This window comes from Hyphomicrobiales bacterium (genome assembly GCA_030688605.1).
In the GTDB taxonomy this organism is placed as follows: Bacteria; Pseudomonadota; Alphaproteobacteria; order Rhizobiales; family NORP267; genus JAUYJB01.
In genome coordinates, this window is sequence record JAUYJB010000016.1 from 37,081 (window position 1) to 49,944 (window position 12,864).

The 12,864-nt window shown below is 65.3% G+C and carries 15 protein-coding genes; 10 read left to right on the forward strand and 5 right to left on the reverse strand.

Annotated elements, in window-relative coordinates:
• The first annotated feature begins 44 nt into the window (after positions 1 to 44).
• On the forward strand, positions 45 to 464 hold the full coding sequence (locus Q8P46_02420) for a hypothetical protein (GenBank protein ID MDP2619023.1): 420 nt from the start codon (positions 45 to 47) through the stop codon (positions 462 to 464).
• 124 nt (positions 465 to 588) lie between these two features.
• On the forward strand, positions 589 to 1,698 hold the full coding sequence (locus Q8P46_02425; protein MDP2619024.1) for a branched-chain amino acid ABC transporter substrate-binding protein: 1,110 nt from the start codon (positions 589 to 591) through the stop codon (positions 1,696 to 1,698).
• A gap of 72 nt (positions 1,699 to 1,770) precedes the next feature.
• Here Q8P46_02425 and Q8P46_02430 read toward each other — a convergent pair whose 3' ends face one another.
• The gene (locus Q8P46_02430) at positions 1,771 to 2,511 is read right to left on the reverse strand and encodes a cytochrome c biogenesis protein CcdA (protein ID MDP2619025.1); all 741 of its coding nucleotides are present in this window, start codon (positions 2,509 to 2,511) and stop codon (positions 1,771 to 1,773) included.
• 182 nt (positions 2,512 to 2,693) lie between these two features.
• On the opposite strand from Q8P46_02430, the gene Q8P46_02435 reads away from it, so the two are divergent.
• The 3 genes from Q8P46_02435 (at position 2,694) to purB (ending at position 5,855) form a co-directional block, all read left to right on the forward strand.
• Complete coding sequence (locus Q8P46_02435) at positions 2,694 to 3,692, forward strand: P1 family peptidase (protein ID MDP2619026.1); 999 nt, start codon at positions 2,694 to 2,696, stop codon at positions 3,690 to 3,692.
• 65 nt (positions 3,693 to 3,757) lie between these two features.
• The gene (gene rpe / locus Q8P46_02440; GenBank protein MDP2619027.1) at positions 3,758 to 4,435 is read left to right on the forward strand and encodes a ribulose-phosphate 3-epimerase; all 678 of its coding nucleotides are present in this window, start codon (positions 3,758 to 3,760) and stop codon (positions 4,433 to 4,435) included.
• Between the two features lie 115 nt (positions 4,436 to 4,550).
• Complete coding sequence (gene purB, locus Q8P46_02445) at positions 4,551 to 5,855, forward strand: adenylosuccinate lyase (GenBank protein ID MDP2619028.1); 1,305 nt, start codon at positions 4,551 to 4,553, stop codon at positions 5,853 to 5,855.
• 5 nt (positions 5,856 to 5,860) lie between these two features.
• Here the strand turns inward: purB and Q8P46_02450 are convergent, their stop codons facing one another.
• From Q8P46_02450 to Q8P46_02460, 3 genes are read right to left on the reverse strand one after another with little or no spacing between them, the layout of a single operon-like run.
• Positions 5,861 to 7,099 (reverse strand): hypothetical protein, encoded by a 1,239-nt coding sequence (locus Q8P46_02450; protein ID MDP2619029.1) that lies wholly within the window; start codon positions 7,097 to 7,099, stop codon positions 5,861 to 5,863.
• A gap of 12 nt (positions 7,100 to 7,111) precedes the next feature.
• Positions 7,112 to 7,885 (reverse strand): aldolase/citrate lyase family protein, encoded by a 774-nt coding sequence (locus Q8P46_02455; GenBank protein ID MDP2619030.1) that lies wholly within the window; start codon positions 7,883 to 7,885, stop codon positions 7,112 to 7,114.
• Positions 7,886 to 7,907: 22 nt separating this feature from the next.
• Complete coding sequence (locus tag Q8P46_02460; GenBank protein MDP2619031.1) at positions 7,908 to 8,228, reverse strand: DUF1476 domain-containing protein; 321 nt, start codon at positions 8,226 to 8,228, stop codon at positions 7,908 to 7,910.
• Between the two features lie 272 nt (positions 8,229 to 8,500).
• Between Q8P46_02460 and Q8P46_02465 the strand changes: the two genes are divergently transcribed.
• Genes Q8P46_02465 through Q8P46_02485 form a run of 5 tightly spaced genes read left to right on the forward strand, consistent with a single transcriptional unit; the run spans position 8,501 to position 12,728 of the window.
• Positions 8,501 to 9,268: a phosphoribosylaminoimidazolesuccinocarboxamide synthase gene (locus Q8P46_02465; protein ID MDP2619032.1), complete on the forward strand. Its 768-nt coding sequence runs from the start codon at positions 8,501 to 8,503 to the stop codon at positions 9,266 to 9,268.
• A gap of 17 nt (positions 9,269 to 9,285) precedes the next feature.
• Entirely contained in the window at positions 9,286 to 9,525 is a 240-nt protein-coding gene (purS, locus tag Q8P46_02470) for a phosphoribosylformylglycinamidine synthase subunit PurS (GenBank protein ID MDP2619033.1), read from the forward strand.
• Positions 9,526 to 9,542: 17 nt separating this feature from the next.
• Positions 9,543 to 10,238 (forward strand): phosphoribosylformylglycinamidine synthase subunit PurQ, encoded by a 696-nt coding sequence (gene purQ, locus Q8P46_02475; GenBank protein MDP2619034.1) that lies wholly within the window; start codon positions 9,543 to 9,545, stop codon positions 10,236 to 10,238.
• A complete protein-coding gene (gene purL / locus Q8P46_02480; GenBank protein ID MDP2619035.1) occupies positions 10,235 to 12,445 on the forward strand; it encodes a phosphoribosylformylglycinamidine synthase subunit PurL in 2,211 nt (736 codons plus the stop codon). The genes purQ and purL overlap by 4 nt, the downstream gene beginning before the upstream one ends.
• A gap of 49 nt (positions 12,446 to 12,494) precedes the next feature.
• On the forward strand, positions 12,495 to 12,728 hold the full coding sequence (locus Q8P46_02485) for a BolA family transcriptional regulator (GenBank protein ID MDP2619036.1): 234 nt from the start codon (positions 12,495 to 12,497) through the stop codon (positions 12,726 to 12,728).
• A gap of 13 nt (positions 12,729 to 12,741) precedes the next feature.
• Here the strand turns inward: Q8P46_02485 and Q8P46_02490 are convergent.
• Positions 12,742 to 12,864 (reverse strand): transposase (locus Q8P46_02490; protein MDP2619037.1); only part of this gene is annotated, 123 nt, incomplete at its 5' end.

Genomic DNA, 12,864 nt, shown 5'->3' on the forward strand with positions numbered 1-12,864 from the left:
AAGTGGGAACCGGTTTTCCGTGGAAAATGCGCTAGAATAACGGGATGGAGCGTTCGTCCGTTTCTGCTGAAATGGAAAACGCTCCAGGCAGGTCGATCATGGGTGTGATCTGGGAAATTTCGCTCGGCGCCTTCCTGCTGGTCACGATGGCGCTCGGCGGCGGCGCGGCGTGGCTGGCCGGTCGGGCGCTGGCGCTCAAATGGCGGCCCTACTGGTACGCGGTGGGCTATATGCTGCTGTTCGCGGGCGCTGTGCGGTTCTTCCACTATGCGCTGTTCGGCGGGACTCTGCTGTCGCTGCACTATTATCTGGTCGATGCCGCCGTGCTGATTATCAGCGCCTCGCTCGGCTACCGGATCATGCGCGCAACGCAGATGACCAGCCAATATGGCTGGCTCTACGAGCGTCAAGGACTGTTTTTCTGGCGCCGGCGCGCGCAATCCAACCCGGTTTCGGAACAATGATGAATTTCGGCTGGTTTCGTGCAACTATCCGGCAAGCCTGCTTGCCGGGACAATCACATAGCCGCTTTGCCCTCGCGGGCAACGCAGCACCCCAGTGGGAGGTTGAGGAGCAAAGGAGTAAGCGATGAGAAAGTTCATTTTGACTGGTGTGGCCGCCGCCGCCCTCGGCTTTGCCGCGAGCCCGGCGCTGGCCGACATTGAGGTTGCCACGGCCGGCCCGATGACCGGCCAATACGCCTCGTTTGGTGCGCAGATGAAGGCTGGCGCCGAGCAGGCGGTTGAAGATATCAACGCCGCCGGCGGCGTTCTCGGCGAAAAGCTGTCACTGAGCATTGGCGACGATGCCTGCGACCCGAAGCAGGCCGTTGCGGTCGCCAACCAGATGGCCGGCAAGGGTATCGCCCTCGTGGCCGGGCATTTCTGCTCCGGCTCATCGATTCCGGCGTCCGCCGTCTATGCGGAGGAAAGCGTCATTCAGATCTCGCCGGCTTCGACAAACCCGAAGTTCACCGACGAGCGTCCCGGACCCGGCGTCTTCCGCACCTGCGGCCGCGACGACCAGCAAGGCCAGGTGGCCGGCGAATATCTCGCCAAGAATTTCGCCGACAAGAACATCGCCATCATTCACGACAAGACCGCCTACGGGAAAGGCCTCGCCGACGAGACCCGCAAGTTCATGAACGCGGCCGGCAAGAAGGAAGCCATGTACGAGGCCTATACGGCGGGCGAGAAGGACTACACCGCGCTGGTCTCCAAGCTGAAGCAGGAAGGCATCGACATCCTCTATGTCGGCGGCTACCACACCGAGGCCGGCCTCATGGCCCGCCAGATGCGCGACCAGGGCATGAACACGATCCTGGTCTCCGGCGACGCGCTGGTCACCGACGAATATTGGTCGATCACCGGCCCGGCCGGCGAAGGCACGCTGATGACCTTCTCGCCGGATCCGCGCAGGAACCCGGAAGCGGCGCCCGTGGTCGAGAAGTTCCGCGCCAAGGGCATCGAGCCGGAAGGCTATGTGCTCTATACCTACGCCACCATGCAGGCTTGGGCGCAGGCCGTCGAGACCGCCGGTTCGACCGAGTTCGACGCCGTCGTCAAGGCGTTGAACGAAGGCACGTTCAAGACCGTGATCGGCGATTTGTCCTTCAACGACACGGGCGACGTCGACCTGCCCGGCTACGTCTTCTACGAGTGGAAGGACGGCAAATACGACTATGTAGACAACATGTAAGCCGCCCGCGACCACGGCGCATACTGGTAAGGGCCCGCTCAGCCGGGCCCTTTCTCTTTTGGCGGGACCGGCTCAGCCGATCAGGCCGAGCGCCGGAAAGGTCTCCAGCAGCCAGTAAGAAAATTGGCTCACCGAGCCGGTGATGAACATCACGCCCGCGAGCACCAGGAGGCCGCCCATGACCTTTTCAACCGTGCCGAGATGGCGGCGAAAGCGCGCCATGAAGCTCATGAAGGGCTTCGCCCCCAATGCGGCGAGGATGAACGGCACGCCGAGGCCGAGCGAATAGACCGCGAGCAGGCCCATGCCCTGAAGCACCGTCTCCCGGCTTGCCGCGACGGCCAGCACCACCGCCAGCACCGGGCCGATGCACGGCGTCCAGCCGAAGGCAAAGGCGGTGCCCATGACATAGGCACCGACAATCCCGCCGGCCGGGATTTCGCCCTGATAGCGCGCCTCCCGGTTGAGGAGGGGCAAGCGGATGAGGCCGATGAAGTGTAGCCCCATGGCAATGATCACGATGCCGGCGATCTTGGCCAGCATGTCAAGGTTGCCCACCAAGAGCCGGCCGATGGCCGACGCCGAGGCGCCGAGCAGGACGAAAATGGTGGTGAAGCCGAGAACGAAGGCAATGGAAGCGGCGACGACGCGCAGATAGAGCCCGCGCGGCATCTCCCTCTCGCCGGTCAACTGGTCGAGCGAGGTGCCGGCCAGATAGGTGAGATAGGGCGGCACCAGCGGCAACACGCAGGGAGAGACGAAGCTGATCAGGCCGCCCAAGAACACCGCCGGCAGGGTTACGTCTGCAGCCATTAGGCCTTCTTTCTCGTTGCCGGCGCCGGGCATAGCAACCCGCCTCGCGCGGCCAAGTCCCTGATTTAGCTTAATTCGCCATGACCGCAAGGGAGCACTTGCCTCGCCTCGCCCGATTGTGATCGCCTGTCATCTTTGCCCGCCGCCGCGCTATGATGGCGCCACCAAACAAAGGGGTGCCCATGTCCAGCACCGGTCCGCGCAATCTGATCACCGATGTTACCGGCCTATTGGTCGGCAACGCGGAGGATCTCGGCCTCGGCACCGGGGTCACTGTCGTGCGCGCCGAACGGCCGGTCGTTGCCGCGGTCGACGTGCGCGGCGGCGGGCCGGGCACGCGCGAGACCGACCTGTTGGCGCCGGAGAATCTGGTCGAGCATATCGACGCGCTGGCGTTTTCCGGCGGCTCGGCCTTCGGCCTCAGCGCGGCCACAGGCGTGCAACGCTGGCTCAGGGAACAAGGCCGCGGCTTTGCCATCGCCGGCGTCAGGGTGCCGATCGTGCCTGCCGCCATCCTGTTCGACCTGCGCGGCGGGATCGGCTGGGAAGGCGAGCCGCCCTACCCCGCCCTCGGTTACCGCGCCACGGCCGATGCCTCCGCCGACTTCGCGCTCGGCAGCGCCGGCGCCGGCGCCGGCGCCACCACTTGCAATCTCAAGGGCGGGCTCGGCAGCGCGTCCGAGATCGCGCCCTCCGGTTTCACGGTCGCGGCCCTCGCCGCGGTCAACGCCGTGGGCAGCGCCACCATCGGCGATGGCCCGCATTTCCGCGCCGCCCCATTCGAGCTCGGCGATGAGTTCGGCGGCCTCGGCCTGCCCCGTCCCTGGCCGGCGGAAGCCCGCGAAATCCGCCACAAGGCGAGCCTGCGCGAGAACACCACGCTTGCCGTTGTCGCAACCGACGCGCGCCTGACCTGCGCCATGGCGAAACGACTTGCGATTGCCGCCCATGATGGGCTTGCCCGCGCGCTTTATCCGGTGCACACGCCGTTTGACGGCGATGTGGTCTTTGCCCTCGCCACCGGCGACAGGCGGCTTTCCGATGTACCCCGCGACCTTGCCCAGATCGGCGCGGTGGCCGCCAACTGCCTTTCCCGCGCCGTCGCCCGCGGCATCTACGAGGCAACCTCGCTCAAGAGCGGCGACAACCCCGCCTGGCGCGACAGGTTCGCGAAGCTTTAGCGCCGATTGCGCTTGCTTGCGCTAAGTGCTAGGCGGAAAACCGCCTACAGCCGGGAGATTCGTCCATGTCGCGCGCCCTGCGCATCGCCCCTTCGATCCTGTCCGCGGATTTCGCGCGGCTTGGCGGTGAGGTTCGTGCGGTCGAGAAGGCCGGCTGCGACTGGATCCACGTCGATGTCATGGACGGTCATTTCGTGCCCAACATCACCATCGGCCCGCTGGTGGTGCAGGCGCTGAGGCCGGTCACCCAAAAAGTGCTCGACGTGCATCTGATGATCGCCCCCTGCGATCCGTATCTGGAAGCCTTCGCCGAGGCCGGTGCCGACATCATCACCGTGCACGCGGAGGCGGGCCCCCATCTCGACCGCTCCCTGCAGGCGATCCGCGCGCTCGGCAAAAAGGCCGGCGTTTCGCTCAATCCGGCAACGCCCGAGAGCGTCCTCGACTATGTTCTCGACAAGCTCGACCTGATCCTGGTCATGTCGGTCAATCCCGGCTTCGGCGGCCAGAGTTTCATTCCGGCCGCCGTCGACAAGATTGCGCGCATCAAGAAGATGGTCGCCGGCCGTGACATCGACATCGAGGTCGATGGCGGCATCAACCCTGAGACCGCCGCCCAGGTCGCCGCCGCCGGCGCCAACGTGCTGGTCGCGGGCTCGGCGGTGTTCTCCGGCGGTAAATCGGCTTACGCCTCCAATATCGCGGCGATCCGCCGAGCCGCCGCCGGTGCGCTGGCGGCATAGGTCTGCGGCCTGCCCCACCGCCTCCCCACAGTTTCCCCCCACAGCTTCCATTGAGCCGGCCCCCGCCGTCTGCTAGACGAGATCACCTTTCTTCACGCGGATTCGGTTCACGCACATGATCCCGCGCTACACTCGCCCCGAGATGGCCGCCATCTGGGAACCGAAAACGAGGTTCCGCATCTGGTTCGAGATCGAGGCCCACGCCGCCGACGCCATGGCCGGGCTCGGCCTGGTGCCGAAGGAGGCCGCCAAGGCGATCCGCGAACGCGGCGAAAAGGCCACCTTCGACGTTGCCCGCATCGACGAGATCGAGCGCGAGGTCAAGCACGACGTCATCGCCTTTCTGACCCATCTCGCCGAGATCGTCGGGCCGGAGGCGCGCTTCGTGCATCTCGGCCTCACCTCGTCGGACGTGCTCGACACCTGTTTCAACGTCCAGCTTACCCGCGCCGCCAGCCTATTGCTCGCCGACTTCGACGAGTTGCTGGCCGCGCTCAAGCGCCGCGCCTACGAGCATAAGGAAACGGTCTGCGTCGGCCGCAGCCACGGCATCCACGCCGAACCGACCACGTTCGGGCTGAAGCTGGCGCAGACCTATGCCGAGTTTTCGCGCGCCCGCGCGCGGCTCGAAGCGGCGCGCGGCGAGGTCGCGACCTGCAAAATCTCGGGCGCCGTCGGCACCTTCGCCAATGTCGACCCGCGCGTCGAGGCGCATGTGGCCGAGAAGATGGGCCTCGCCATCGAGCCTATCTCGACCCAGATCGTGCCGCGCGACCGCCACGCCATGTATTTCGCCACGCTCGCCGTCATCGCCTCGTCGATCGAGCGGCTGGCCACCGAGATCCGCCATTTGCAGCGCACCGAGGTGCTGGAGGTGGAGGAATTCTTCTCCGAGGGCCAGAAGGGCTCGTCTTCCATGCCGCACAAGCGCAATCCCGTCCTGAGCGAGAACCTCACCGGGCTTTCCCGCATGGTCCGTTCCTATGCGCTGCCAGCGATGGAGGACGTGGCGCTGTGGCACGAGCGCGACATCTCGCATTCCTCCGTCGAGCGGATGATCGGCCCCGACGCAACGGTGACGCTCGATTTTGCGCTTTCCCGCCTTGCCGGCGTCATCGACAAGCTCGTCGTCTACCCGAAGAACATGCTGAGGAACCTCGACCTTCTCGGCGGGCTCATTCATTCCCAGCGCGTCCTGCTGGCGCTGACGCAGAAGGGCGCGAGCCGCGAGGACGCCTATGCCATCGTCCAGCGCAACGCCATGAAGGTGTGGCGCGGCGAGGGCAAGTTCCTGCAATTTCTGAAGGACGATCCGGAGGTTCGGAAACTGATTCCGGAAGCCGAGCTTAAGTCCCTGTTCGACCTCGGCTATCACCTGAAGCATGTGGATACGATCTTCGCCCGCGTATTCGGCGAATAATCTCGTCAGTCGAACAGTTCCTCGCGGCCGATCTTCACCCGCTTGACGCCGTCATAGGAGATGATGTCGGCGGTGGCGTAGGTTTCGGAAAAGGTCGCCGGCAGGAAGCTGCCGGTGCCGACCACGTTGATGGGGGCTGCTGTGCCGCCCGCAACCTGGCACTTCTGCACGTCGAAGCCGGACGAGACGACCATGCGCACATTCTTGTAGCCTGCGGCATCCAGCGCCCGGCGCACATGGATGATGGCGGCCACCGATACGCCCTTGCCGAACAGGAAACGGCGCACCTTGTCGACCAAGATGTTGCTCGGGTCGAGCTGGAATGCGCGCAGGCCGATGACCCGCTCGACGATGTTGTACTCGCCCTCGACGCCGAGCCATTGGGCCACCGTCTCCACCGACTTCTCGTAGTCGAGCCCCTCGGCGAAGCGTCCGCCATGGGTGTCGACGCGGATCCCGAAGGCCTTGCCGTCATGGTCGAGCTTGGCCTCCTCGTAGAACCAACGCGCGGATTTGAGCGAATCGGTGACCTCCAGCCCGGCATAGTCGACGAGGCCCACCAATATGTCGCTTTCCGGAACCGTCTTGGCGAACAGTTTCAGCGCCTCGACCACGTCGCCCTTGGTGTAGCCGACCAGCGCGTGCGGCATTGTGCCGGTGCCCTGCTCGGCGCCGTATAGGGGCGCGGTCAGGTCCTGGGACGAGCCGATGAAACCCTTGACGTTGCCGTCGCCGCCGCGCGCGGTGTCGGAGCCGACCGCGGCGCCATAGGAGACGAGCAGGTTCATCTCCGGCCCGCTGCCGTGGCGCGCATGCATGTCGATGAAGCCGGCATAGGGGATCGCCCGGCAGATCTCATAGGCGTTGTTGGCGCAGACGCAGGGCAGGCCGACCTTCTGCAAGAGCAGCGTCTCGATCTCGGAGAGCTTGGAATAGGGACCGCGCACCTCCATGAGCTTGCGCTCCGACGGCACCACCTCGCCGTCCTTGAAAAAACGCTTGATCTTGGCTTCCGGCACCAGCCGGGAGACCAGCCGCACCGCCGGCTCCAGCGCCGCGATCACCCGCCGGCGCATGAATACCGCATAGACCACCTCCTGGTCGCCATGGGCTTCGACGATACGCCGGGTATGGGAGAAATATTTGTCGGTCAGTTGGTCGACCGGCCCTGCCGCCAGCATCAGCTCGACCATTTTGTCGAGCGCCTCTTGGCGCCGCGCCTCGCGACTTGCGATTTGATCCATGTCCGCTTCCGTTCAGTCCAAGTCCTTGGCCGCCTTAAGAATAGCCCGAGACCCGGCACTGAGATAGGCCGCGTCGCTGGCCACCGCAATGAAGCTGAAGCCCATCTCGCGATAGGTGCGGGCGATCTCCGGCGTATTGGCGAATGCGCCGGCAACGACCTGGTGGGCTTCGCACTTGCGCGCGATGAGCCTCAGCGCCTGCTCGACCTTGGGCAGCGTCGGATCGACCGCAGTGCCGTCGCTGAGGGACACCGACAGGTCGTTCGGGCCGACGAAGATGGCGTCGATGCCCGGTGTCGACGCGATCGAATCGATATGCTTGAGCGCCTGCGCGGTCTCGACCATGGCAAAGGTGAGGACGAGGTCGTTTGCGGCCTTCAGATACTCCGGCCCGGTCATGCCGTGGACGTCCATGGCACGCACGGTGGCGAAGCTGCGCTGACCGAGCGGTGGATATTTGCAGGCGCGCGCGAAGGCGGCCGCCTCCTGGCCGGAATTGATCATCGGGCAGATGACCCCCGCCGCACCCGCGTCTGGCGCCCGGCCGATGAGCGCCTCATCGCCGATGCCGACCCGCACCACAGGTGCTGCCCCCGCCGCGGCGACGCCGGCCACCGCCTCGGCCATGTCGGTATAGGGGGATTGGCCGTGCTGCATGTCGATGACGACGGCGTCCCAGCCGTCGCGGGCGAGCGCGACCGCGACCTCGGGCGCTGCGAAGGCGTGCCACGCCGCATACAGCGTGTCGCCGTTCGCGAAGCGGGATTTCAGGGCGATGGCCGCCATCGGGGCGGGTTCGCGCGGCCGGTCACTTGCCGCCGAGTTCGGTCACGGCCTTGGCCATCAGCTCTTCCATGGTACGTCGGATCTGATGGTCGGACTGTTCCACACCTCTGGCGTCGAAGTCGCTGCGCAACTTGCGGAACACGTCCTCCTCACCCGGCTCCTCGAAATCGGCCTTGACGACGCTCTTCGCATAGGCCTCCGCTTGCTCGCCGGAAAGCCCGAGCTTTTCTGCCGCCCACAGGCCGAGCAGCTTGTTGCGCCGGGCCGTAGCCCTGAATTTCAGCTCCTCGTCGTGAGCGAATTTGGCCTCAAACCCTTCCTGGCGCTTGTCGAAGGTGGTCATCTGGCAGTCCTGTCGTGTCCCTGAGAGCTCTCGCCGGCCGCGGAACACGGCGTTCCGTCGCCCGTGCTCAGACCTTGCATAGCCTGCAGTCTGCCTTAAATCAACTGTGGACCGAGTGCGCGTCCGATGCATTGTGCAGCCGCCCGCAATCGGATAGCTTGCAGCCCGGCCGCCGCCGATTCCGGCGCCGGCAGCGTCCCGATTCCCAAGGCCAACATGCCGCGCGGCCTCGGACGATGGGGCGTCTTTTCAACCCACCAGGAGATTAGGCCATGAACCGCCGTCGTCGAGTTTACGAGGGCAAGGCGAAGATCCTTTATGAAGGCCCGGAGCCGGGAACCCTGGTCCAGCATTTCAAGGACGACGCCACCGCCTTCAACAGGAAGAAGCATGCGATCGTCGACGGAAAGGGCGTCCTCAACAACCGCATCTCGGAATATATCTTCCAACGGCTAAACGAGATCGGCGTTCCGACCCATTTCATCCGCCGGCTCAATATGCGCGAGCAACTTATTCGCGAGGTGGAGATTATCCCGCTCGAAGTGGTTGTGCGCAACATTGCCGCCGGCTCGATTTCCGAGCGGCTCGGGATCGCGGAGGGGACGCCGCTGCCGCGCTCCATCGTCGAGTTCTATTACAAGAACGACGAGCTCAACGACCCGATGGTCGCCGAGGAGCACATCACCGCCTTCGGCTGGGCCAACCCGCAGGAGATCGACGACATCATGTCGCTGGCGCTGAGGGTCAACGACTTTCTGTCCGGCCTGCTTCTCGGCGTCGGCATCCGCCTCATCGACTTCAAGATGGAGTTCGGCCGCCATTACGAGAACGACCTGGTGCGGATCGTGCTCGCCGACGAGATCAGCCCGGATTCCTGCCGGCTGTGGGACGTGCAGACCGCCGACAAGCTGGACAAGGACCGCTTTCGCCGCGACATGGGCGGGCTGATCGAGGCCTATACGGAGGTTGCGCGCCGGCTCGGCATCCTGGTCGAGCAGGACCAGGAGCGTCCGAGCGGCCCGGTCCTGGTCAAGCACTGAGCGCCGCGGGGTCTGCCTTGAAGGCCCGCATCATCGTCACTCTCAAGCCGGGCGTGTTCGACCCGCAGGGCAAGGCGATCCAGAACGCGCTCGCAGCCCTTGGTTTTTCCGGCGTCAAAGAGGTCCGCCAGGGCAAATATATCGAGGTCAAGCTCGACGAGACCGACAAGGCCAAGGCCGAGGCCGAGGCCGAGAAGATGTGCGAGAAGCTGCTCGCCAACGCGGTGATCGAAAATTACGCGATCGAGCTTGAGTGAAGGGCGGTTCTGCGAAAATGAGCCTTCAGGCCGCGATCATCCTGTTTCCGGGCATCAACCGCGAGCGCGACATGGGGCTGGCGGTGAAGGCGGTCTCCGGCCGCGATCCGCGGATCGTCTGGTACATGGAGACCGAACTGCCGGCCGCCGACGTCTTTATCATCGCCGGCGGATTTTCCTATGGCGACTATCTGCGCTCGGGCGCCATCGCCGCGCGGGCGCCGGTGATGGCGGACCTGGCCAGGAAGGCCGAAGCCGGCGCGACCGTGCTCGGCATCTGCAACGGCTTTCAGGTGCTGACCGAGGCGGGGCTTCTGCCCGGCGCCCTGATGCGCAATGCGGGCCTCAAATTCGTCTGCAAGGACGTGCATCTGCGCGTCGAGCGTACGGATACCCGCTTCACCCGCCGCTATCGCACGGGTCAGGTGATCCGCGTGCCAGTCGCGCACGGCGACGGCAACTATTTCGCCGATGAAGAGACGCTCAAGCGGCTTGAGGGCGAAGGCCGGGTCCTGTTCCGATATTGCGCCGATGACGGCGGCCTGTCCGACGCCGCGAACCCCAACGGCTCCATCGACCACATCGCCGGTGTCGTCAACGGGGCGGGCAACGTGCTCGGCATGATGCCGCATCCCGAAGACCTGATCGACCCGCTCCTCGGCGGCACCGACGGCCGCGCCTTTTTCGAAAGCGTTCTGGAGAGCGCGGCGTGATCCCGAACGAAGTGCAGATCACCCCCGAGCTCGTCGCCGAGCACGGCCTCAAACCCGAGGAGTATGAAAAGATCGTAGCCCTCATCGGCCGCGAGCCGAGCCTGACCGAGCTCGGCATATTCTCGGCGATGTGGAACGAGCACTGCTCCTACAAGTCCTCGAAGAAGTGGCTGCGCACCCTGCCGACATCCGGTCCCCGCGTCATCCAGGGGCCAGGCGAGAATGCCGGCGTCGTCGACATCGGCGACAACCAGGCGATCGTCTTCAAGATGGAAAGCCACAACCACCCCTCCTTCATCGAGCCCTACCAGGGGGCGGCGACCGGCGTCGGCGGCATATTGCGCGACGTGTTCACCATGGGCGCGAGGCCGATCGCTTGCCTGAACGCGCTCAGATTCGGCGCCCCCGACCATCCCAAGACCCGCCATCTCGTCTCCGGCGTCGTCGCCGGTATCGGCGGTTACGGCAATTCCTTCGGCGTGCCGACGGTCGGCGGCGAGGTCAATTTCCATCGCCGCTACAATGGCAACATCCTGGTCAACGCCTTCGCCATCGGTCTCGCCGACGCCAACAAGATCTTCTACTCCAAGGCCGAAGGAGTTGGCCGGCCGGTGGTCTATCTCGGCGCCAAGACCGGCCGCGACGGCATCCACGGCTCGTCGATGGCGTCGGCCGAGTTTGCCGGCGATTCGGAGGAAAAGCGGCCGACCGTTCAGGTCGGCGATCCGTTCACCGAGAAATGCCTGCTGGAAGCCTGCCTCGAGCTGATGGCCTCCGGCGCCGTCATCGCCATCCAGGACATGGGCGCGGCCGGGCTCACCTGCTCGGCGGTGGAGATGGGCGCCAAGGGCGATCTCGGCATCGAGCTTGACCTCGACCATGTGCCCTGCCGCGAGGCGCAGATGTCGGCCTATGAGATGATGCTGTCCGAAAGCCAGGAGCGCATGCTGATGGTGCTGCGCCCCGAAAAGGCGGCTGACGCCGAGGCGATCTTTCGCAAATGGGGCCTCGACTTCGCGGTCATCGGCCGGACCACCGACACGCTGCGCTTCCTGGTCAAGCACCGGGGCGAGATCGTCGCCGACCTGCCGATCAAGGAGCTCGGCGACGAGGCGCCGGAATATGACCGCGCTTGGAAGAAGGCGAAGACCCCTGCCCCGCTCAGCTCAGAGGACGTTTCCGAGCCCAACGATTATGGCGAGGCGCTCCTAAAGCTTGTCGGCGCGCCGGATCTGTGCTCGCGGCGCTGGGTCTGGGAGCAATACGACCATCTGATCCTCGCCGGCACCGTGCAGCGGCCGGGCGGCGACGCGGCGGTCACGCGCCTTGACGGCTCGATGAAGGCGATCGCCGCCACCATCGACGTGACCCCGCGCTATTGCGAGGCGGACCCCTATGAGGGCGGCAAGCAGGCGGTGGCGGAAGCCTGGCGCAACCTGACCGCCGTCGGCGCCGATCCGGTGGCGGTCACCGACTGTCTCAATTTCGGCAACCCGGAGCGGGCCGAGATCATGGGCCAGTTCGTCGCTTGCGTGAAAGGCGTCGGCGAAGCCTGCCGGGCGCTCGATTTCCCCATCGTCTCCGGCAATGTCTCGCTCTACAACGAGACCGAGGGCAAGGCGATCCTGCCGACGCCGGCGATCGGCGGTGTCGGCGTCGTGCCCGACCTGCGCGCCACGGCGACGATCGCGCTGAAGTCCAAGGGCGATATCCTTCTTCTTGTCGGCGGCCCCGGCGCGCATCTCGGCCAATCGATCTATTTACGCGAGATTCTCGGCCGCGAGGAAGGCCCGCCCCCACCCGTCAATCTCGGCGAAGAAAGGCGCAACGGCGATTTCGTCCGCGCCTGCGTCCGCGAGGGGCTGGTGAATGCGGTCCACGACATCTCCGATGGCGGGCTTTTGCTGGCGCTTGCCGAAATGGCGCTTGCCGGCGACAAGGGCGCGCGGATCGACCTGCCCACCGGCGCCGCGGACCGCCCGCACGCGTTCCTCTTCGGCGAGGATCAAGCCCGCTACCTCGTGACATTGCGGTCAGGCGACCTATCTAAGGTGCAGGAACGTGCGCGCGCGGCCGGCGTGCCGGCTGCTGAAATCGGTCGTGTCGGGGGCAACACGGTCGCGGTCGTGGACGTCCTTGCCGTGCCGATTGCAAAATTGCGCGAGGCGCACGAAAATTGGCTTCCGGCCTTCATGGCGGGCGCCTGAGGCGCCGAGGTCCTATAGGCGGCGGGAAACTGGGGAAGGGGCTTGGCGAATGGCGATGGACCCGGGCGAGATCAAGCGGCTGATCAAAAAGGCTCTTCCCGATGCCGAGGTCGAGATCCGCGATCTTGCCGGCGACGGCGATCATTACGCGGCGTCCGTCATCTCGGAATCCTTCCGCGGCAAGACCCGGGTGCAGCAGCACAAGATGGTCTATGACGCCTTGAAGGGCAGTATGGGCGGCGCCCTGCACGCGCTCGCCTTGCAGACGCGGGTGCCCGACTAAGGCCTGTTGAGATTCATCGTGAGTTGATGACGGCGGCGGCGAGATGGATGATGGCTTTGAAGCTCTCGTCGGTTTTGTCGGCGCGCATGGCGATGCGCTTGAACTCCTTGAGTTTGCAGAAGAAGTTTTCGATCAG